Below are 18775 nucleotides of genomic sequence, written 5' to 3'. Positions count from 1 at the left end.
GCGCCCGTCCTCGGTTGTGCGGTGACCCTGCCCCCTGCGTAGGTTCGAACCCACTTGTGCCCCGACCCGTGGGCAGTTCGGCCGACCGGAGGGGAGCGTTCTGCGCGTGTTCCAGTACATCGGGGAGCGGTGGGACCAGATCTGGTTCGCGTCGTGGCAGCACTTCTCACTGGTCGTCCAGTGCACGGTGCTCGCGACGCTCATCGCCGTGGTCCTCGCCACGCTCGTCTACCGCAGCGAACGGCTCACCTCCGTCGCGAACGGGGTCTCGGCGATCGGCCTGACGCTCCCGTCCTTCGCGGTCATCGGTCTGCTCATCGTGCCGCTCGGCTTCGGCGTCGTGCCGTCCGTGGTGACGGTCGTCTTCTTCGCGACGCTGCCGATCCTGCGCAACGCCGTCGTCGGTCTCGCCGAGATCCCGCCGACGGTGGTCGAGTCGGCGCGGGGCATCGGCATGAGCCGGTTCCGGACCCTGCTCCAGGTCGAGCTGCCGATGGCGTGGCCGATCATCCTCAGCGGTGTGCGGGTGTCCGCGCAGATGGTGATGGGCATCGCCGCGATCGCCGCCTACGCGCTCGGCCCCGGGCTCGGCGGCTTCATCTTCTCCGGGCTGTCCCGCCTCGGCGGTGCGAACGCCCTCTTCTCCGTGACGGTCGGGGTGGTGGGGGTCGTCCTGCTCGCCCTCGTCCTCGACCTGCTCCTCCTCGGCCTCGGCCGTCTGACCATCTCGAGAGGTATCCGTGTCCAGCACTGACTCCGCCACCACCACCGCTCCCGCCGGCGACGTCACCGGCCGCCGCATCCTGCTCGACGAGGTCACGAAGCGGTACCCCGGTCAGGCGAAGCCCGCGGTCGACGGCATCACGCTCGAGATCCCGGCCGGCAAGATCGTCATGCTCGTCGGCCCGTCCGGCTGCGGCAAGACGACCACGCTCAAGATGATCAACCGCCTGATCGAACCGACCGAGGGACGCATCGTCGTCGGTGAGGACGACGTCACGGGGATCGACGCGGACGAGCTCCGTCGCCGCATGGGCTACGTGATCCAGGCCGGCGGGCTCTTCCCGCACATGACCGTGGCGGCGAACATCGCGATCGTCCCGAAGATGCTCGGGTGGTCGAAGGAGCAGATCGCGGCCCGCGTCGACGAGCTCCTCGACCTCGTCTCGCTCGACCCCGACACCTACCGCGACCGGTTCCCCCGCGAGCTCTCCGGCGGTCAGCAGCAGCGCGTCGGCGTCGCCCGGGCGCTCGCCGCGGACCCGCCCGTCCTGCTCATGGACGAGCCGTTCGGCGCGGTGGACCCGATCACCCGCCAGCGCCTGCAGGACGAGCTCCTCCGCATCCAGGAGGAGCTGCACAAGACGATCGTCATCGTGAGCCACGACTTCGACGAGGCCGTGAAGCTCGGCGACTGGATCGTGATCTTCACCGAGGGTGCCCACATCGTGCAGTACGACACCCCGGAGCGGATCCTCGCCGAGCCGGCGAACGAGTTCGTCGAGAACTTCATCGGGTCCGGCGCCGGACTCAAGCAGCTCACGCTGAACCGGGTCCGCGACGTCGAGCTCGCCCCCGCGGTGACCTGCTCGCCGGGCGAGGAGGCGAAGGCCGTGCTGCAGCGCATGCAGGAGGCCGGTGGCCACGGGCACGCCGTCGTCGTCGACCGCCGACAGCGTCCGATCGGGTGGCCGACGCGTCGTCAGCTCGAGCGGCTCGACCGGATCCCGGAGGGCATCGAGCCCGACCTGCCCGTCGTGGGCGGGGCCGCCACCCTGAACGACGCGCTCGACACCATGCTCGTGTCGAGCGCCGGCGCCGCACTCGTGACCGGCCGCGGCGAGGCGTTCCAGGGCGTCATCACGGTCGAGACGGTCATGGACGCGATCACCCGGTCGCGCGCCGCCGCCGCCCAGGACCAGGCGTACACGCCGGTCGGGACGAACACGAACCCGATCGAGACCATGCCGTCGTCGCCCGTGGTGGCGACCAGCGGGGAGGACCTGTGAGCGCGGTCGCCGCCGGGACGGGGACGGGCAGCCGCACCGGGTGGAAGGGGCTGCTCGTGCAGCCGATCGCCATCCTCGTCGTCCTCGCCGGGTTCGCGGTCTGGCTCGCCACGGCGGACCTCACGCCGACCGAGCGCACCACGCTCAACCCGGCGGACATCCTCGCGCTCACCGGGCAGCACCTCGTGCTGACCCTCGAGTCGACCGTGCTCGTGCTCGTGATCGGCATCCCGCTCGGCGTCCTGCTCACCCGCGGGCCGCTCCGCCGGGCGAGCGTGTACGTGCTCGCCGTCGCCAACTTCGGGCAGGCGGCACCGGCCGTCGGGCTCATCGTGCTGCTCGCCGCGTGGCTCGGCCTGAACTCGTGGTCGGCCGTCGTCGCCCTCGTGCTCTACGCGATCCTGCCGGTGCTCCGGAACACCATGATCGGCATCCAGAGCGTCGACTCGCGGTTGGTCGAGGCCGGGCGGGGCATGGGCATGAGCGCGTTCAGCGTGCTCGTGAAGGTCGAGCTGCCGCTGGCCGTGCCGGTCATGCTCTCCGGCATCCGCACCGCGCTGGTGCTGCTCGTCGGCACCGCGAGCCTGGCGACGTTCGTCGGCGCCGGTGGCCTCGGACTGCTCATCACCACGGGCGTGAACCTGTTCCTGCCGAAGGTCCTCGTCTCCGGGGCGCTCCTCGTGGCGCTCCTCGCCCTGTCCATCGACTGGATCGGCCGCGTGGTCGAGACGGTCGCACGACCGAAGGGACTCCGATGACCCACGGGACCCACGCCCTGAACGCGACCCACGACGCGCCGCGCGCCGATCTGCGGGGCGCACGCCGCGCCTCCCATCCGACCGTCCGTCGCCGGGTCGCGACCGCCACCGCCGTGGCGGGCGCGGCCGCCCTCGTGCTGACCGGCTGCGGCCTGCAGCCGGCGACGTCCTTCGTCCCCGCCGCGGACCCCGGTTCGATCCAGCGCATCGACGACCTGCCGGACGGCGCGCACATCACCGTGACCTCGAAGAACTTCACCGAGCAGCTCGTGCTCGGCAAGATCGCCGTGCTCGCCGCGAAGGCCGCCGGGTTCGACGTCACCGACGAGACGAACGTGCCGGGCAGTGTCGCCGTCCGCGAGCTGATGACCTCGCACGGCGCCGACTTCACCTACGAGTACACGGGCACGGCCTGGCTGACCTTCATGGGCCACAGCGAGGGCATCCCGGACAAGACCGAGCAGTGGGAAGCGGTGAAGCAGGAGGACGCCGGCAACGGCCTCACCTGGCTCGAGCCGGCGCCGATGAACAACACGTACGCCTTCGCCGTCCGCGACGAAGCCGTCTCGGAGCTCGGGAACATCAAGTCCCTCTCCGACATCACGAACCTCCCCGTCAGCGATCGGACGTTCTGCGTCGAGTCCGAGTTCAACTCCCGTGCCGACGGCTTCAAGCCGATGCTGAAGAAGTACGGGCTCGAGCTCGGCGGCTCGGGCGACAACGGCATCCCGACGAAGAACGTCAGCATCCTCGACACCGGCACGGTCTACACCGCGACCGATCGTGGCAAGTGCAACTTCGGTGAGGTCTTCACCACCGACGGCCGCATCAAGTCGCTCGGGCTCACCGTGCTCGAGGACGACAAGGGCTTCTTCCCGGCGTACAACGTCGCGCCCGTGCTCGACTCGGCGACGCTCAAGGAGTACCCGCAGCTCGAGGACGTCTACGACCAGATCTCGCCGAAGCTCACGGACGCCGTGCTGCAGGAGCTGAACCGGCAGGTCGACGTCGAGGGTCGGGAGCCCGCCGACGTCGCCTTCGACTGGATGGTCAAGGAGGGCTTCATCACGAAGCCGTGATGCGCGCGGCGGTGTCGCGGATCGTCGCGACCACCTGCGCGCGGACCTCCTCCGGGTCCGACCCCTCGTGGCGCGCCGAGCTCCGCAGCCCGGTCATGCACATGCCGAGCAGCATCTCGGCCGCCTGGGGCGTGGCCGCGTCCGGACCCCAGGCCGGGTCCCGCTCGAGGATCGTCCGGACCGCGCCCGTCATCGCCTCGGCGACCGTGGTCATCCGGGAGACCTGGCGGCGCATGAGCTGCGGGAAGCGCACGATCACCTCCTTCCGGGCGAGCCGCTCGTGCTCGTCACCGAAGGACTCCCCGAACACCAGGAACGCCAGGTCCACCACGGCCTGCGCCGCGGGCTCCCCCGCGACGGCGGCCAGGTGGGCGTCGAGCGTCTCGGGCGCGAGGTCGAGCTCGGTGTGCCCGAGGACCGCGTCCTCCTTGCTCTCGAAGTAGTTGAAGAACGTGCGCGGGGAGACCTCGGCGCGCGCGGCGATCTGCTCGATCGTGGTGCGGTCGATGTCCTGTTCGAGTGCGAGGGAGCGTGCCGCCTCGGCGATCCGGTGCCGGGTCTCGAGGCGTTTGCGGTCGCGGAGGCCCATCTCGGAGGCGGGCGCGGTGTCGGGCATGGCCCGACTGTAACCGGAACGTCACATCGTTTACAGCAAACGCAAACTTGCAGTCGTGCAGCGGACAGTACGGTGGGCGCATGACCACTCCCGTGCTCGAGGCCCGCGGCCTCGCCAGGACCTACGGCCGCGGCGCGACGCGGTTCGACGCGCTCAAGGGCGTGTCGCTGCAGGTGGACCAGGGCGAGAGCCTCGCGATCGTCGGCAAGTCCGGCTCCGGGAAGTCCACGCTCATGCACCTCCTCGCGCTGCTCGACAAGCCGTCGGCGGGCCAGGTGCTCCTCGACGGCACCGACGCCGCGACGCTCAGCGCGCGGCAGGTGAACCGCACGCGGAACAGCACCTTCGGGTTCGTCTTCCAGCAGTTCTTCCTCACGCCGAAGACCTCGGTGCTCGAGAACGTCGTGCTCCCGTTGAAGATCGCCGGCGTCTCCGGTGCCGAGCGGAAGCGCCGGGGCATGGCCGCACTCGACGCCCTCGGCCTGGCCGACAAGGCGAAGAACGACGCCAACGACCTGTCCGGCGGGCAGAAGCAGCGCGTGGTCATCGCGCGTGCACTCGTCGGGGAGCCGAGCGTCATCTTCGCGGACGAGCCGACCGGCAACCTCGACACGAACACGGGGCAGGTGGTCGAGGACATGCTCTTCGGGCTGCAGCGCGACCGGGGCATCACCCTCGTGGTCGTCACCCACGACGAGGAACTCGCCGAACGCTGCGACCGGCGCGTCAACGTGCGCGACGGACTCATCGTGGGCGGGAGCGACGACGCCGTCGACGCGCCGGCCACCCACGGAAGGCACTCCGCATGAACGTCCTCGACCTCTTCCGCACCGCGGTCGCGAACACCTTCCGGTCGAAGCTGCGCACGACGCTGACGGTCATCGCGATCTTCATCGGCGCGTTCACGATCACCCTGACCTCGGCCATCGGCACGGGCGTCAGCAACTACATCGACACCCAGGTGGCCTCCATCGGCGACACCGGGTCGCTGACGATCACCAAGGCCGTCGAGTCGTCGACCGACTCCGGGCCGGCGAAGTACGACCCCGACAAGTCGAGCCAGAGCGTGGACCGCGGGCCGGCCTCGTTCGCGTACCTGTCCCAGTCGGACGTCGCCAAGATCACGGACGTCTCGGGGGTGAAGAGCGTCCGCCCCGCCGTCGCCCTGAGCACGAAGTGGGTCGAGTACGACGGGAAGGGCAAGTACGTCGTCGACATCGCCGCCAACGCCGGGGAGCTCGACGCCGACCTCGCCGCCGGGAAGCAGCTCGACGACGCGTCCTCCGCCGGCAACCAGGTGCTCCTGCCCACGAACTACCTGGAGAACCTCGGTCTCGGCAGCGCGAAGGCCGCCGTGGGCAAGGAGCTGACCGTCGCGGTCGACGACTACCAGGGCAAGGAGCACACCCTGACCGCCACGATCGCGGGGGTACAGAACGAGTCGCTGTTCGGCGGCGGTGCCGGTGCGAACGCCGCCCTCACCGACGCGATGCAGGCCGCGCAGGAGACCGGCAAGCCCTCGTCGATCGCCACCTCGTACGCCAGCGCCACCGCCACGCTCGACAGCGGTGCGTCGGCCAGCAGCGTGAAGAGCGCCCTGTCGAAGGACGGCTACACCGGGCAGACCATCCAGGACCAGCTCGGCCAGTTCCAGACGGTCATCAACGGCATCGTCGGCGTGCTCAACGCCTTCGCCGTGATCGCGCTCGTCGCGGCCGGGTTCGGCATCATCAACACGCTGCTCATGAGCGTGCAGGAGCGCACGCGTGAGATCGGCCTGATGAAGGCGATGGGCATGGGCGGCGGGAAGGTCTACACGCTGTTCTCGCTCGAGGCCGTGTTCATCGGGTTCCTCGGCAGTGCGATCGGTGCGGGCGTGGCGATCCTGCTCGGGACGGGGATCTCGAACGTCCTCGCCGGGACCGTCCTCAAGGACCTGCCGGGGCTGCAGATCATGCAGTTCGCGCCGTCCTCGGTGATCACGATCATCCTCGTGGTGATGTTCATCGCCTTCCTCGCGGGCACGCTGCCGGCGCGTCGGGCGGCCCGGCAGAACCCGATCGAGGCGCTCCGGTACGAGTAGGCGCACGCGTGCCTAGTCTCGAGGGGTGGCGGCGTTCGGACGGGACCTCGGGGACGGGTACACGCTGACGCTGCGCGACCTCACCACCGTCCGGCCGCTGCACGAGCTCGTCGTCGCGAACGCCGACCGGCTCCGTGCCGCGGAGCCGTGGGCGTGGCAGGAGCAGACCGTCGAGACGATCGGCCTGCACACCGAACACCTGCTCGGCCAGTACGCGATGGACCGCGCGCTGCCCTGCGTCATCCGGCAGGACGACCGGGTCGTGGGTGCCGCCTCGCTCGCCTTCGACCCCTACCTGGGGCAGGCATCGCTCGGCTACTGGGTGGACGCGGGCCAGGAGGGACGGGGTGTCGCCCGGCGCGCCGCCACCGTCCTCGTCGGGGTGGCCCGGGCGCGGGGCGCCGCGCGTGCCGAGATCCGGACGGCGGTCGACAACGTGCGCAGCCGGGGCCTCGCCGAGCGGCTCGGCTTCACGCACGAGGGCACCCTGCGGAGCGCGATGCCCCTGGGGCCGGTGCGGGTGGACGTCGCCGTGTACGGCCTCGTGTTCTGAGCGGGCAGCTCCGGGCCCCAGGGCCGACCGGGTCAGCGGCCCTGCGTCGCGCCCGACCACACGGCGAACGCGCCGCCCACCACGAGCAGCACGAGCAGCAGGATCCACACCGCCAGTGCGACGAGGTTCAGGAAGATCCCCCACCCGGCACGTCCGCGGGCGAACGGTTCGCGGCTCCGCGAGGCGACGCCGAGGCACAGCCCGACGATCGGCGCGACGAACGTCCAGCCGGCGAGCAACGAGCAGACACCGAGGACGAGACTCGCCGTGCCGAGCCCGGTGCGGGGGGATTCCGAGGACGTGACCATGCACCCGACGCTACGGGTCCGTGGGAGGCGGGTCGTCCCTCCAGGGCCTGATCCGGTTCCACCTGCGGACGGATGGTCACCGGACGCCGGTATCGTCGACTGCATGGCCTTGTTCGGACGACGCAGCAAGCACGACGTGCGCGACCGACCCGTCAGTCAGGTCGAACTGAAGCGCGCCGTCGACGAGGGCTTCCTCATCGCGAAGGCCGCGGTCACCATCGCCGTGGGCAACCGGATCATCACGAACGCCCTCCGCGACGAGGGGTACTTCGACCACGCCGTCATCGCCGACGCCGCGCGCGAGGAACTCCACCGCATGGCCGAGGAACAGCGCGGCGACGCTGCCCGGATGCGCGAGATCCGCTCGAGGTCGAGCAAGCAGAAGGGCCGTTCGCGGCACCAGCACGACTACCGCCGCGGTGACGACCTCAAGCTCCGCACGCGTGAGGCGACGTACGAGCAGCTCGCGACGATGCTCGACAAGCGCCGGGACGACCAGGGCTTCGTCGACGGCATCGTCCTCGCCGCACGTGCCCGCGCCTGGGACGACATCGGCACGACCGTCGTCGGGCGGCTCGGGTGGGCGCAGCGTCCGGCGGACGACTACGAGGTCGGGCGGGACGACCGGCTGCAGCAGATGCTCGACGAGGACTTCGCGGCCCTGCTGGCGGAGCACCCGGTGGGATCGACCCCGGTGGACGCCGACGAGCCCGACGCGGCGGACGCGGGCGACGACGGGTCGGACCCGGCGGACCCGGACGCGGCGCGCGTCTGACGCCTCACCTGCACCGGGCGCGCCGCGCCCCGACCGAGACGGCGCGCAGCAGCGGTCCCTAGGCTCGGGGGCATGGTGGATGCGGTGGTCGTCGGAGCCGGACCGAACGGACTAGCGGCGGCGGTGACGCTCGCGCGTGCCGGGCTGTCGGTCGAGGTCGTCGAACGCGCCGACACGATCGGCGGTGGTGCGCGGACCGCCGAACTCACGCTGCCCGGGTTCCTGCACGACGTGTGCTCCGCCGTGCACCCGATGGCGCTGCAGTCCGAGTTCTTCCGGCGCTTCCGCCTCGAGGACCGCATCGAACTCCGCCTGCCCGAGGTCCAGTACGGGCACCCGCTCGACGGCGGCCGTGCCGGGATCGCGTACCAGGACCTCGCGCGCACCGCGGAGTCGCTCGGTGTCGACGGCCCGGCGTTCCGGCAGCTCATGGCCCCCCTGTCCGGCAACGCCGACCAGGTCGCCGACTTCGCCACCGGCGCCCTGCTGCACGTGCCGCGGCACCCGCTGAGCGTCCTCCGGTTCGGGTTGCGGGCGCTCGAGCAGGGCACGAGTGCGTGGAACCTGCGTTTCCGCGACGAGGTCGCCCCCGCCATGGTCTCCGGCGTCGCGGCCCACTCGATCCAGCACATGCCGTCCCTCGCCACGGCCGCCGCCGCGCTGTCGCTCGGTGCCTACGCGCACGCGCGGGGCTGGCCCGTCCCGATCGGCGGCAGCCAGGCGATCGTCGACGCGCTCGCCGCCGACCTCGTCGCGCACGGCGGCCGGATCGAGACCGGGCGCGAGGTCCGCTCGCTCGCCGACCTCACCCCGGCCAAGGCGGTGCTGTTCGACACGAGCGTCCCCGGGATGCTGCGGATCGCCGGGAAGCAGATCCCGACGCCGCGACGGGGTGCCCTCCGGCGCTTCCGGTTCGGCAACGCCGCCGCGAAGGTCGACTTCGCGCTCTCCGACCCGGTCCCGTGGACGAACGAGGCACTCCGCCGTGCCGGCACGGTGCACATCGGCGGGACCCGCGCCGAGATCGCGGCCGCCGAGGGCGCGGTCGCACGCGGCCAGCACGCCGAGCGTCCGTACGTGCTCGGCTCGGAGCCCACCGTGGTCGACCCGAGCCGCGCGCCCGCGGGCAAGCACGTCTTCTGGGCCTACGCGCACGTCCCCGCCGGGTCGGACGTCGACCAGACCGAGGCGATCACGCGGCAGATCGAGCGGTTCGCGCCCGGGTTCCGCGACACCGTCCTGCAGTCGAGCAGCCGCACCGCGGTCGAGATGGGCGCGTACAACCCGAACTACGTCGGCGGTGACATCGCCGCGGGGGCCGCGAGCTTCTGGCAGCTGGTCAAGCGCCCGGTGCTGTCGTCCGACCCGTGGCGCATGGGCGGCGGCATGTACCTCTGCTCCGAGGCGTCCGCCCCCGGCCCCGGTGTGCACGGCATGGCCGGCTGGCACGCGGCCCGGAGCGCCCTGCGGCACACGTTCGGGCTGCCCGAGCACGTCGATCTCACACCGGAGGACTGACCATGGCGAAGAACGTCCGCATCCTGCACTGCCGCCCGGAGGACGTCTTCGACGTGCTCGCGGACGGCTGGCTCTTCACGACGTGGGTCGTCGGCGCCTCGCGGATGCGCGGGCAGGACCCGGGCTGGCCGGCGGTCGGCACCCGCCTGCACCACTCGTTCGGCGTCTGGCCGCTCGTGATCGACGACGTGACGACGGTCCTCGAGTGGGACGCCCCGCACCGCATGGTCATCCAGCCGAAGGGGTGGCCCCTCGGCGAGGCCCGGGTCGAGCTCGTCGTCGAGGAGCACCGCCGTGGCTGCAAGGTCACCATCGTGGAGAACGCCGTGGCGGGGCCGGGCGCCTGGATGCCGGACTTCCTGATGCAGCCGATGATCTGGATCCGCAACCGCGAGACGCTGCGGCGGCTCGGCTGGGTGGCCGCGGGTCGCGCCGCGACGTCCTGAGGGACGGGAGGCGCGGTGCGGGCCCGCATCGCGCCTCCCGTCCGTCCTGTGGTCGCCGACTGACCGCGCAGCCGGGGTACACACCGGTCCACCGCGTGCCCGACCGACCCGATCCGGTCCGCATCCTGCTGCTTCCCCGAGCTGGTGCGGCTCGACGCGGCGCACGCGCCGGGGCGGGGTGCCGACCGGACCTGGCGAACGCCTCCGAGCAGCCTGAGCGATCGTCGGGACTCGTGTGACTGAGCGAACGTACAGGCATACCGTCCCTCGGTGTCGGGCCGAGGGAGCCCGGCGCCGAGGGGGGTCGGGTCGTGCAGCACACGTACGGGCAGCAGTTCGCGGAGATCTACGACGACGTCTTCCCGCCGGACCCGGGGCTCGTCGACGTGCTCGCTTCCAGCGCACCGGCGACGGCGCTCGAGCTCGGCGTGGGGACCGGTCGCGTGGCGATCCCGCTCGCGCAGCGGGGCATCACCGTCACCGGCGTCGACCTGTCCGCCGAGATGCTCGACCGGTGCCGCGACGGCGCCGACGAGGCCGGCGTCGACCTCGACCTGGTGCAGGGCTCGATGACGGACCTCCGCCTCGGACGGCGGTACGACCTGGTCTTCTGCGTCTGCGCGTCCATCTCGATGCTGCTGACCCGCGAGCACCAGCGCGAGACGCTCGCCACCGCGCGGGACCACCTCGCCGACGGCGGCCGGTTGGTCGTCGAGACGCACAACCCCGACGCGGTGCTCGGCCTGCACGGCGGACGTCGTCGTGAGACCTGGTTCGTCCCCTACCCGGGCGCCGGCCGTGGTCTGCAGACCTACGCGACCCTGGACGAGCCGACCGGACTCTGGCAGGTCAGTCACCTGTGGCACGACGGCGGACGGACGACCATCGGGAACGAGGTGAGCCTCCTCACACCGGTCGAGGTCCTCACGGACCTCGGTGCGGAGCTCGGGCTCGTGGTGCGGTCCGTGGCGGGCGACCGGGACGGCGGTCCGGTGACGCCGGAATCCCCCACGTACACGGTCGAGTTCGAGGTGGCGTCGTGATCGGGTTCGTGGACCGCGTCGTCCGCAGTGTCGTCGACCGGTCGGCCGACCGCGGGAACGTGCTCGCCGCGACCGAGCGGGCCTCCGCGCTCGTGGTGCTGATGGGGAGTCTCGAGCACCTCGCGAACGCGGACAACCGCCGGACGGGCGGCCTGAACGACTGGACCCTGCTGCGGGGCTCCGCGCTCGTCCGCAACGAGCGGCTGCGCCGCGTGCTCGACCGCGTCTACCGGCCCCGGGTGGTGACCGCGATGCACGGGCTCCGGGTGGCCGCCGCCCTCGTCCACCTGTCCCCGGTCCGCGACCGACGCGTCCGCGCCGCGGCGTCCGCCGTCACGGTGCTCACCGGCTACGCGCTCGGGCCGCTGCACCACAACGGCGGCGACGGCAGCGACCAGGCGGCGTTCTTCACGCAGGCGCTGTCGGGCGTGGCCCGGGCCTCCGGACGACCCGCGACGGTGGACACCGCGCTGTGGGCGGTCGCGAGCCAGGCGACGCTGTCGTACCTCGTCTCGGGGTGGGTGAAGCTGATGGGTGAGCCCTGGCGGAACGGCTCGGCGCTGCTCGGGGTGATGCGCACGCGGACCTACGGTTCGGAGTGGGTGTGGCGGGTCCTGCGCGACCGGCCGGCACTGGCGCGGGTGGGCGAGGTCGCCACACTCGTCCTCGAGTGCGCGTTCCCGATCGTGTTCGTGCTCGGCCCGAGGATGCGCGTGGCGTACCTCGGCGCGATCGCCGGGATGCACCTCACCATCGCCGCGACCATGGGACTCGGTCGGTTCCTCCCCGCGTTCCTCGCACTGCAGCCCGCGGTGCTCTACGTCACCGCGGACCGTCGATCGGTCGTGCCGCGTCGTCACGACGGGTTCCCGTGGGTCCTCGGCGTGATCGGGGCCGCGGTCGGGACGCAGGCCGTGGTCCGGCAGGTCGTGGACGCCCGGCGCAGTCGACGTCCCCGTGCCGGGCAGACCGTGGTCGAGACGCCCGCCGGCTCGCGCCTGGCCGTGCGGTACCGGCCGGCGGCTTCGGGCCCGGGCGCACCCCTGGTGGTGTTCGAGAACTCGCTCGTCGCGGTCCAGGAGTACTGGGACCCGATCATCGCGGAGCTCGGCGGCGACGTCGCCATGCTGACGTACGACCGTCCCGGTACCGGGGCGAGCACGGCACCCGGCGCGACGCTCGCCACCTACGCGGAGGACCTCCGTTTCCTCGTCGGCCGCCACGCCGGGGACGGACCCCTCTGGCTCGTCGGGCACTCGTTCGGCGGGCACCTGCTCCGACGCCACGCGGCCGAACTCGGGCGCGACGTCGCCGGGGTGGTCCTCCTCGACCCGACCACCGGTTTCGTGGACCGACCCGACGAGGACGTCCTGACCGCCGTCCGGTCGCTCACGGACGGCTTCCCGCTGATGGAGTGGTCCCTGCGGACCGGCTGGGGATGGCTGCTCGACGCCACGACCTGGGCGATCCCCGCACGCCCGGGACGGACCGACGACCTGAGCCCCGTGTACCGGAACGCCCGACTGTGGCGCACCGGCCGTGCGGAGTGGCAGGCGGCGGAGCCGGACCTCGTCGCCGACCGACCCGGACGCCGCATCCCCGAGGGTGCCGACGTGCTCGTCGTCACGGCGAGCACGAGCGACGAACTCCAACCGGCCGTGAGCGCCGCGCACGAACGCGTCGCGCACGAGCACGACGGTCGCCGCGAGGTCGTCCTGTCCACCCACGACGGCCTGCTCGTCCACCCCGGACCGGTCCGACGGGTCGGTGCACTCGTCCGCGAGGCGATCGGGGTGGACCGATGAGCCGCCGCAGTGACGGTCGGGGCCCTGCCCCTCGCGATCGGCCTCGCGCTCTGGATCATCGCGACGGTCATCGGCCAGCACCCGAACCGTCGGTTCGATCGGGTCCGGCAGGTCGACACCGCCGCGCTGCTCATCCCGAACTGGCGCTTCTTCGCACCGATCCCCGCCTCGATGGACTTCGAGCTGCTGCACCGGTACCGGCAGGACGACGTGGTCAGCGAGTGGACGCGGACCAAGGACGTCGCAGCGCGCCGGCTCCGGCACATGCTGTGGTTCCCGGACCGGCGGGTCGACAAGGGCCTGTTCGACGTGGTCGGACGGTTCCTGGTGGCAGCGGAACAGCTGCCGGACGGGTACGAGACGGGCGCAGACTACCGCGCGCTGCTCGCCTTCGTCCGCCGCGTCGTCGCCGCGCAGACCGGTGGTCGCGCCGATGCCGTCCAGTTCGCGATCGTCCGCACGGGCGGTCACGACGACACCGTGCCCGTCGAGGAGCTCTTCGCCTCCCGACGGGAACCGATGCACGACGGGGACGGCCCCCGTCGGCAGCCGGACGCCGCCTCCGCAGCGTCCGCACGACCGAAGGAGGAGACCAGATGAACGCCAACACACGGACCGCGCTGTGGTTCGCAGCACCCGTCGTGCTCATCGCCATCGCGGTGGCGATACTCCTGTTCGACCTGCCCGGCTTCGCGTGGCTGTCGGTCCTGGTCGTGCTCGGCATCGCAGCCGCAGTCTTCGTCGTCTCGGCACGACGAGAGTGACCTCGGCCCACCGGGCCGGGAACCGGGCCCTGCGCCCGACCATCACCATCGCAGAACGGAAGGAATCCAGCATGACCACCATCGCCGACATCGCGTTCGACAGCGACCGCGGGCAGCGGTTCGCACCGGAGCAGCCCCTCGCCGCGACCCCGCTCGCAGCGCTCGCCGCCACCTCGGTCTTCACGGGTGCGGTCGCCGCGTACGCGGTCGAAGAGGCCGTCGGGAACTGATCAGCAGGACATCGAGGAAGGAAGCAGCGCATGCAGCAGACACGACAGCTCGACGCCGTCCCGTTCGACAGTGACGAGGCGACCACGTTCCGTGGTCTCCGTCCCGTCGCGGCCACCCCGGCAGCGGTGGCCTGGGCCGGCGCCGTCGTGGCGGCGGCCGGGGTCGGTGCCGCCATCGGGGACGCCGTCGACTGACGGAGCCGCGTGACGGCGCCGGTGGGCGCCGTGTGCGGGCAGGACGGGAGGCGCGGTGCCGGTCGGTACCGTGCCTTCCGTCGTGGACGGTGCACGATCAGGGCGCGGCGCGGGTGCGTCTCGGTCCGGGTGCGGGGTGCGGGTGCGCTCCGCGCTACGGCCGGGTGTCGACGAGCGCGACGAAGCGGCTGCCGATGCCCTCGACCTCGTGCCGGGTGAAGCCCGCGACGGGGTCCGGCGCCTGGTAGGGCTCGTGGTAGTCGCACATCAGGTGGTCCCAGTCGGGCCACCACTTCTTCGGTCGTGCCTCTTCCGCGAAGCCGCAGACCACGCACTCGAGGCGGACCCAGACCTTCTTGGTGCCGGTGCGGTTGGCTCGGGACTGCACGAGCCAGGCGGGCGGGTCCTGCTCGATCGCCGTGAGTTCTGCCTCGCTGAGGTGCGAGGGGATCCCGTGCCGGGTCGCCATCTCGAGGGAGATGTCGAGCCGGACGGCGGCGTCACGTCGGGAGAGCATCCGACCAGCGTAGAGCGCCGACATCGAGCGGTGGGGACGGGTGTCGCTGCGCCGACGCTCGCGCTACGATCCCGACATGCGTTCTCCTCGTTCTTCGTGGTGGCTGCGGTAGCAGCCTCCTGACGCATGGTCGCGGGCTGCACGGCAGCTCGCAGACCGCAGGACCGTCGTGCAGCCCTTTCTCTCGAGAGGGCAACTCCAGTGGACACGTTCACCGCCACACAGCACCGCATGCACGACCTCGACGCCCGCATCCGGGCGCGACCGGACCGGTTCCGCGTCCTGACCGGCGAACGGCCGACCGGTCGGCTGCACCTCGGGCACTTCTTCGGCACGATCGCCGAGCGCGTCGCGCTGCAGCGGCGCGGGGTCGAGACCTTCCTGGTGCTCGCCGACTACCAGGTCATCACCGATCGGGACACCGCTGACCACGTCGCCTCGAATGTCCGCGAGGCTGTGCTCGACTACCTCGCGGCCGGACTCGACCCGGCCGCGACGACGGTCTTCACGCACTCGTCGGTGCCGGCGCTGAACCAGCTGCTGCTGCCGTTCCTCAGCCTCGTCACCGCAGCGGAGCTGCACCGCAACCCGACCGTGAAGGCCGAGGTCGCGGCATCCGGTCGCGCGCTCAGCGGCCTGATGCTCACCTACCCCGTCCACCAGGCCGCGGACATCCTGTTCTGCAAGGGCAACCTCGTCCCGGTCGGGAAGGACAACCTGCCGCACGTCGAGATGACACGGATGATCGCTCGGCGGTTCAACGACCGGTTCGGCGCGCTGTTCCCCGAGCCGGAACCGCTCGTCACGACGTCGCCAGAGGTCCCCGGTGTCGACGGCCGGAAGATGAGCAAGAGCTACGGCAACGCCATCGCGCTCGGCATGACCGACGACGAGACCGCGGACGTCATCCGACGGGCACGCACGGACGGTGATCGGCACATCACCTTCGACCCCGAGCGCCGGCCGGGGGTCGCAGCGCTCCTCACGACCGCGGCACTCTGCACGGACTCGACCCCGGAGGCGATCGCCGACGAGATCGGCTCAGCGGGCGCGGCGGCGGTGAAGCGTGTCGCGGTCGAGGCGGTCAACGAGCGCTTCGCCGCGCACCGACGCCGTCGTGCCGAACTCGCTCGCGACCCGTCGATCGTCACAGCGGTGCTGGCGGCCGGGAACCGTCGGGCGAACGAGGTCGCCGAGGCGACCCTCGACGAGGTCCGCACCCGGATGGGCATGCGGTACACCGACGAGCCGATCAGGCCTCGCTGCGACTGAACTCGCTCGCCCGGCGGACCTGGTCGTCCGTCAGCGCGACGCCCGTGTACCGCTCGAACTGCCGCGCCGCCTGCAGCGCGATCACCTCGGCACCGGTGATGACCTGCTTGTCCGCAGCGCGACCGGCGCGGATCAGCGGGGTCTCGGACGGGAACGCGACCACGTCGAACACGGTCGTCGCCGCCCCGACGCGATCCTGGTCGAAGGCGAGCGTGTCCTGCTGGTCGCCGCGCATGCCGAGGGGCGTGACGTTCACCAGGACGTCGGTGACCGGCGCGTCCCGCTCGTCGGCGACCCACTCGTACCCGTACTGCGCCGCGAGGGCCGGCCCCGCCTGCTCGTTGCGTGCGACCACGGTGAGGTCGTCGAACCCGGCACCCCGGAACGCCGCCGTGACCGCCTTGGCCATGCCGCCGGAGCCGCGGAGCAGCACGCTCGCGGACGGATCGACGGCGTGCGAGGCGAGCAGCGACGCGACTGCCTCGTAGTCGGTGTTCGACGCCGTGAGGACGCCGTCGTCGTTCACCACGGTGTTGATCGACTCGATCGCCGCCGCGGACTCCTCGACGACGTCGACGAGCGGGATGATCGCTTCCTTGAAGGGCATCGAGACCGAGCAGCCGCGGATGCCGAGTGCCCGGATGCCGGTCACCGCGCCGGGGAGGTCGGTCGTGGTGAACGCCTTGTAGACGAACTCCAGCCCGAGCTCGTCGTAGAGGAAGTTGTGGAAGCGGGTGCCGATGTTGCTCGGTCGAGCGGCGAGTGAGATGCAGACCTGCATGTCCTTGTTGAGGATGGGCATGTCGTAAGTCTCCCATGACAGCGGGGATGGAGCGGTCCACAGGAGTCAGACGTGGAGGGGGTGGGGTTGTCCCCACCACGGACCCGGGTGTCCCCCGGATTCGATGTCGGATCGATCCTCCGTACCGTCGATGACATGAACACACTCATCCGCCCCCGCACCGGCCGCCTCCTCGCCGGGGTCTGTGCCGGCATCGCCGACCGGTTCGGCTGGTCCCGCACCCTCGTCCGCATCGCCTGGGTCATCCTGAGCTTCTTCCCGGGGCCGCTCTGGATCGCCTACGTCGTCCTCTGGATCCTCATGCCGAACCAGGGCTCCCGGCGCTGATCCCCCACCCGTCCGGACGGGTTAGTGTGGCGGGGTGCCGGTCTCCGTCTTCGATCTGTTCAGCATCGGGATCGGTCCGTCGAGTTCCCACACCGTCGGACCGATGCGGGCCGGACGCGCCTTCGCCGCCCGCGTGGCCGAGGCTCCCGTCGCGACGATCGCCGTCCACCTCTACGGCTCGCTGGCCTCGACCGGTCAGGGCCACGGGACGCTCGGCGCGGTCGTCGCCGGCCTGATGGGGTCGGACCCCGAGACCGTGGACCCCGACGCGATGACCCGATCGCTCGCCGAGCTCGAGGAGACCGGCGTGCTCGGGCTCCAGGGCGGGTCGAGCGTCCGGTTCCGGCTCGCCGACATCGTGCTCCACCCGCTGACGATGCTCCCCCGCCACCCGAACGCGATGCGCCTCCGCGCCGACGACGCGTCCGGGGCGACCATCGCCGAGGAGACGTACTACTCGATCGGCGGCGGGTTCATCACGAATGACTCCGATGGGGACGTCGCCGAGACCGCGATCCCCGTCGACGACGCTGTGCCGTACCCGTTCTCGAGCGGCGCCGAGCTGCTCGCGGCCTGCGCGGCGAGCGGTCTGCCGGTCAGCGGGGTCGCACTCGCCAACGAGACCGCCACGCGCAGCGCCGACGAAGTCCGGGCCGGCCTCCTCCGCATCCACGGCGTCATGGAGTCCTGCGTCGAACGGTCCGTCGAACGCTCGGGCACGCTCCCGGGCGGGCTCACCGTTCGACGCCGCGCCGCGAACTGGTTCGAGCAGCTCACCGCCGACGACCCCGGGCACGACCCGCTCTTCGCGATGGAGTGGGTGAACCTCATGGCGATGGCCGTCAACGAGGAGAACGCCACCGGTGGACGGGTGGTCACCGCTCCGACGAACGGTGCCGCCGGCATCATCCCCGCCGTCCTCTACTACGCGCTCACCTACGTGCCGACGGTCACGCCGGCGAACCGCGACGACACCGTGGTGCGCTTCCTGCTGACCGCGGGCGCCGTCGGTTCGATCTACAAGGAGCGCGCGTCGATCTCCGGCGCCGAGGTCGGCTGCCAGGGCGAGGTCGGATCGGCGGCGTCGATGGCCGCCGCAGGGCTCGCCGAAGTGCTCGGAGGAACGCCCGAGCAGGTCGAGAACGCCGCCGAGATCGCCATGGAGCACAACCTCGGGCTCACCTGCGACCCGATCGGCGGGCTCGTCCAGATCCCGTGCATCGAGCGGAACGCCATCGCCGCGAACAAGGCGATCAACGCGGCGCGGATGGCGCTCCGGGGTGACGGCGTGCACCACGTGTCGCTCGACCAGGTCGTCGAGACGATGCGGCAGACCGGCGCCGACATGTCCACGAAGTACAAGGAGACCGCGATGGGCGGGCTCGCGGTGAACGTCCCGCTCTGCTGAGTACCGTCCCTCCCATGACGAAGCCCGACCGCGACCACCTCGACGACGGTGTCGACATGTCCTTCGAAGAACGCCGCCAGGACACCTTCCGACGCATGTCCGGCTCCGACGAGCACGACGCCGACCCACGGGTCGAGGTGTCCCGCGCCGAGGACGGCGACGTCCGCATCGACGTCTCCGACAGCGCCGCGGTCCGCCCCGGCGACCCCGGAGCGACGGATCCGCGGGAGGACCCCGCGCAGTGACCGGATGAGCTGATCACCGGAC

Annotated in this window: 24 protein-coding genes; 20 read left to right on the top strand and 4 right to left on the bottom strand. The window is 71.6% G+C overall.

Annotation, left to right across the window (positions count from 1 at the left end):
- Positions 1 to 106 precede the first annotated feature (106 nt).
- The 4 genes from QE359_RS03120 to QE359_RS03105 are packed head-to-tail and all read left to right on the top strand — an operon-like array spanning position 107 to position 3846.
- Entirely contained in the window at positions 107 to 754 is a 648-nt protein-coding gene (locus tag QE359_RS03120; protein WP_070417568.1) for an ABC transporter permease, read from the top strand.
- The gene (locus QE359_RS03115) at positions 741 to 2009 is read left to right on the top strand and encodes an ATP-binding cassette domain-containing protein (protein ID WP_309777510.1); all 1269 of its coding nucleotides are present in this window, start codon (positions 741 to 743) and stop codon (positions 2007 to 2009) included. Before QE359_RS03120 ends, QE359_RS03115 begins: the two co-directional genes overlap by 14 nt.
- On the top strand, positions 2006 to 2767 hold the full coding sequence (locus QE359_RS03110; protein ID WP_309777509.1) for an ABC transporter permease: 762 nt from the start codon (positions 2006 to 2008) through the stop codon (positions 2765 to 2767). The genes QE359_RS03115 and QE359_RS03110 overlap by 4 nt, the downstream gene beginning before the upstream one ends.
- Positions 2764 to 3846: a glycine betaine ABC transporter substrate-binding protein gene (locus tag QE359_RS03105; protein ID WP_309777507.1), complete on the top strand. Its 1083-nt coding sequence runs from the start codon at positions 2764 to 2766 to the stop codon at positions 3844 to 3846. Before QE359_RS03110 ends, QE359_RS03105 begins: the two co-directional genes overlap by 4 nt.
- Here the strand turns inward: QE359_RS03105 and QE359_RS03100 are convergent.
- Positions 3833 to 4462, bottom strand: a complete 630-nt coding sequence (locus QE359_RS03100) for a helix-turn-helix domain-containing protein (RefSeq protein ID WP_309777506.1) — start codon at positions 4460 to 4462, stop codon at positions 3833 to 3835. The two genes, QE359_RS03105 and QE359_RS03100, sit on opposite strands and share 14 nt — an antisense overlap.
- Before the next feature lie 80 nt (positions 4463 to 4542).
- Here QE359_RS03100 and QE359_RS03095 point away from each other — a divergent pair, with 80 nt between their 5' ends.
- From QE359_RS03095 to QE359_RS03085, 3 genes are read left to right on the top strand one after another with little or no spacing between them, the layout of a single operon-like run.
- A complete protein-coding gene (locus QE359_RS03095; protein WP_309777504.1) occupies positions 4543 to 5271 on the top strand; it encodes an ABC transporter ATP-binding protein in 729 nt (242 codons plus the stop codon).
- Positions 5268 to 6545 (top strand): ABC transporter permease, encoded by a 1278-nt coding sequence (locus QE359_RS03090; RefSeq protein WP_309777502.1) that lies wholly within the window; start codon positions 5268 to 5270, stop codon positions 6543 to 6545. Before QE359_RS03095 ends, QE359_RS03090 begins: the two co-directional genes overlap by 4 nt.
- Positions 6546 to 6570: 25 nt before the next feature.
- Positions 6571 to 7098, top strand: a complete 528-nt coding sequence (locus QE359_RS03085; RefSeq protein WP_070417574.1) for a GNAT family N-acetyltransferase — start codon at positions 6571 to 6573, stop codon at positions 7096 to 7098.
- A 32-nt stretch (positions 7099 to 7130) separates the two neighbouring features.
- Here QE359_RS03085 and QE359_RS03080 read toward each other — a convergent pair whose 3' ends face one another.
- Positions 7131 to 7406, bottom strand: a complete 276-nt coding sequence (locus tag QE359_RS03080; RefSeq protein ID WP_309777500.1) for a hypothetical protein — start codon at positions 7404 to 7406, stop codon at positions 7131 to 7133.
- 103 nt (positions 7407 to 7509) lie between these two features.
- Between QE359_RS03080 and QE359_RS03075 the strand changes: the two genes are divergently transcribed.
- The 9 genes from QE359_RS03075 to QE359_RS03035 all read left to right on the top strand — a co-directional run bounded on the left by QE359_RS03075 (position 7510) and on the right by QE359_RS03035 (position 14182).
- A complete protein-coding gene (locus QE359_RS03075; RefSeq protein WP_071294162.1) occupies positions 7510 to 8181 on the top strand; it encodes a hypothetical protein in 672 nt (223 codons plus the stop codon).
- Between the two features lie 72 nt (positions 8182 to 8253).
- Positions 8254 to 9699, top strand: coding sequence for an NAD(P)/FAD-dependent oxidoreductase (locus QE359_RS03070; protein ID WP_309777497.1), 1446 nt, complete (start codon positions 8254 to 8256; stop codon positions 9697 to 9699).
- A 2-nt stretch (positions 9700 to 9701) separates the two neighbouring features.
- Positions 9702 to 10145 carry an SRPBCC family protein gene (locus QE359_RS03065; protein ID WP_309777495.1) on the top strand — a complete coding sequence of 148 codons (444 nt, stop codon included), beginning with the start codon at positions 9702 to 9704 and terminating at the stop codon, positions 10143 to 10145.
- Positions 10146 to 10456: 311 nt separating this feature from the next.
- Positions 10457 to 11188 (top strand): class I SAM-dependent methyltransferase, encoded by a 732-nt coding sequence (locus QE359_RS03060; RefSeq protein WP_309777494.1) that lies wholly within the window; start codon positions 10457 to 10459, stop codon positions 11186 to 11188.
- A complete protein-coding gene (locus QE359_RS03055; RefSeq protein WP_309777493.1) occupies positions 11185 to 12993 on the top strand; it encodes an alpha/beta fold hydrolase in 1809 nt (602 codons plus the stop codon). Before QE359_RS03060 ends, QE359_RS03055 begins: the two co-directional genes overlap by 4 nt.
- A gap of 9 nt (positions 12994 to 13002) precedes the next feature.
- Entirely contained in the window at positions 13003 to 13593 is a 591-nt protein-coding gene (locus QE359_RS03050; protein ID WP_309777492.1) for a hypothetical protein, read from the top strand.
- Complete coding sequence (locus QE359_RS03045; protein WP_022905510.1) at positions 13590 to 13757, top strand: hypothetical protein; 168 nt, start codon at positions 13590 to 13592, stop codon at positions 13755 to 13757. Before QE359_RS03050 ends, QE359_RS03045 begins: the two co-directional genes overlap by 4 nt.
- A gap of 71 nt (positions 13758 to 13828) precedes the next feature.
- On the top strand, positions 13829 to 13987 hold the full coding sequence (locus tag QE359_RS03040; RefSeq protein ID WP_156794815.1) for a hypothetical protein: 159 nt from the start codon (positions 13829 to 13831) through the stop codon (positions 13985 to 13987).
- A gap of 30 nt (positions 13988 to 14017) precedes the next feature.
- The gene (locus QE359_RS03035) at positions 14018 to 14182 is read left to right on the top strand and encodes a hypothetical protein (protein ID WP_156794816.1); all 165 of its coding nucleotides are present in this window, start codon (positions 14018 to 14020) and stop codon (positions 14180 to 14182) included.
- 154 nt (positions 14183 to 14336) lie between these two features.
- Here the strand turns inward: QE359_RS03035 and QE359_RS03030 are convergent, their stop codons facing one another.
- Entirely contained in the window at positions 14337 to 14699 is a 363-nt protein-coding gene (locus tag QE359_RS03030; RefSeq protein ID WP_070419333.1) for a hypothetical protein, read from the bottom strand.
- A gap of 231 nt (positions 14700 to 14930) precedes the next feature.
- Between QE359_RS03030 and trpS the strand changes: the two genes are divergently transcribed.
- Positions 14931 to 15971 (top strand): tryptophan--tRNA ligase, encoded by a 1041-nt coding sequence (gene trpS / locus QE359_RS03025; protein WP_309777488.1) that lies wholly within the window; start codon positions 14931 to 14933, stop codon positions 15969 to 15971.
- Here the strand turns inward: trpS and QE359_RS03020 are convergent.
- Positions 15952 to 16773: a shikimate 5-dehydrogenase gene (locus QE359_RS03020; RefSeq protein WP_309777486.1), complete on the bottom strand. Its 822-nt coding sequence runs from the start codon at positions 16771 to 16773 to the stop codon at positions 15952 to 15954. The genes trpS and QE359_RS03020 overlap by 20 nt on opposite strands.
- A gap of 135 nt (positions 16774 to 16908) precedes the next feature.
- On the opposite strand from QE359_RS03020, the gene QE359_RS03015 reads away from it, so the two are divergent.
- Genes QE359_RS03015 through QE359_RS03005 form a run of 3 tightly spaced genes read left to right on the top strand, consistent with a single transcriptional unit; the run spans position 16909 to position 18753 of the window.
- Positions 16909 to 17100, top strand: coding sequence for a PspC domain-containing protein (locus tag QE359_RS03015; RefSeq protein ID WP_309777485.1), 192 nt, complete (start codon positions 16909 to 16911; stop codon positions 17098 to 17100).
- 34 nt (positions 17101 to 17134) lie between these two features.
- On the top strand, positions 17135 to 18508 hold the full coding sequence (locus QE359_RS03010) for an L-serine ammonia-lyase (RefSeq protein WP_309777484.1): 1374 nt from the start codon (positions 17135 to 17137) through the stop codon (positions 18506 to 18508).
- Between the two features lie 14 nt (positions 18509 to 18522).
- A complete protein-coding gene (locus tag QE359_RS03005; RefSeq protein ID WP_309777483.1) occupies positions 18523 to 18753 on the top strand; it encodes a hypothetical protein in 231 nt (76 codons plus the stop codon).
- Positions 18754 to 18775: the final 22 nt, after the last annotated feature.

Source organism: Curtobacterium sp. SORGH_AS_0776 (genome assembly GCF_031453355.1).
Classification (GTDB): Bacteria; Actinomycetota; Actinomycetes; order Actinomycetales; family Microbacteriaceae; genus Curtobacterium.
Note: the sequence above shows the minus strand (reverse complement) of the source record. Positions and strands in the feature narration are given on the sequence as shown.

Excerpts from the sequence above, each read along its gene's own strand:
- QE359_RS03090 (WP_309777502.1), top strand. The coding sequence starts at position 5,268 with ATGAACGTCCTCGACCTCTTCCGCACCGCGGTCGCGAACACCTTCCGG.
- QE359_RS03100 (WP_309777506.1), bottom strand. The coding sequence starts at position 4,462 with ATGCCCGACACCGCGCCCGCCTCCGAGATGGGCCTCCGCGACCGCAAA.
- QE359_RS03035 (WP_156794816.1), top strand. The coding sequence starts at position 14,018 with ATGCAGCAGACACGACAGCTCGACGCCGTCCCGTTCGACAGTGACGAG.
- QE359_RS03070 (WP_309777497.1), top strand. The coding sequence starts at position 8,254 with ATGGTGGATGCGGTGGTCGTCGGAGCCGGACCGAACGGACTAGCGGCG.
- trpS (WP_309777488.1), top strand. The coding sequence starts at position 14,931 with ATGCACGACCTCGACGCCCGCATCCGGGCGCGACCGGACCGGTTCCGC.
- QE359_RS03020 (WP_309777486.1), bottom strand. The coding sequence starts at position 16,773 with ATGCCCATCCTCAACAAGGACATGCAGGTCTGCATCTCACTCGCCGCT.
- QE359_RS03015 (WP_309777485.1), top strand. The coding sequence starts at position 16,909 with ATGAACACACTCATCCGCCCCCGCACCGGCCGCCTCCTCGCCGGGGTC.
- QE359_RS03030 (WP_070419333.1), bottom strand. The coding sequence starts at position 14,699 with ATGCTCTCCCGACGTGACGCCGCCGTCCGGCTCGACATCTCCCTCGAG.
- QE359_RS03095 (WP_309777504.1), top strand. The coding sequence starts at position 4,543 with ATGACCACTCCCGTGCTCGAGGCCCGCGGCCTCGCCAGGACCTACGGC.
- QE359_RS03075 (WP_071294162.1), top strand. The coding sequence starts at position 7,510 with ATGGCCTTGTTCGGACGACGCAGCAAGCACGACGTGCGCGACCGACCC.
- QE359_RS03080 (WP_309777500.1), bottom strand. The coding sequence starts at position 7,406 with ATGGTCACGTCCTCGGAATCCCCCCGCACCGGGCTCGGCACGGCGAGT.
- QE359_RS03045 (WP_022905510.1), top strand. The coding sequence starts at position 13,590 with ATGAACGCCAACACACGGACCGCGCTGTGGTTCGCAGCACCCGTCGTG.
- QE359_RS03040 (WP_156794815.1), top strand. The coding sequence starts at position 13,829 with ATGACCACCATCGCCGACATCGCGTTCGACAGCGACCGCGGGCAGCGG.
- QE359_RS03105 (WP_309777507.1), top strand. The coding sequence starts at position 2,764 with ATGACCCACGGGACCCACGCCCTGAACGCGACCCACGACGCGCCGCGC.
- QE359_RS03065 (WP_309777495.1), top strand. The coding sequence starts at position 9,702 with ATGGCGAAGAACGTCCGCATCCTGCACTGCCGCCCGGAGGACGTCTTC.
- QE359_RS03005 (WP_309777483.1), top strand. The coding sequence starts at position 18,523 with ATGACGAAGCCCGACCGCGACCACCTCGACGACGGTGTCGACATGTCC.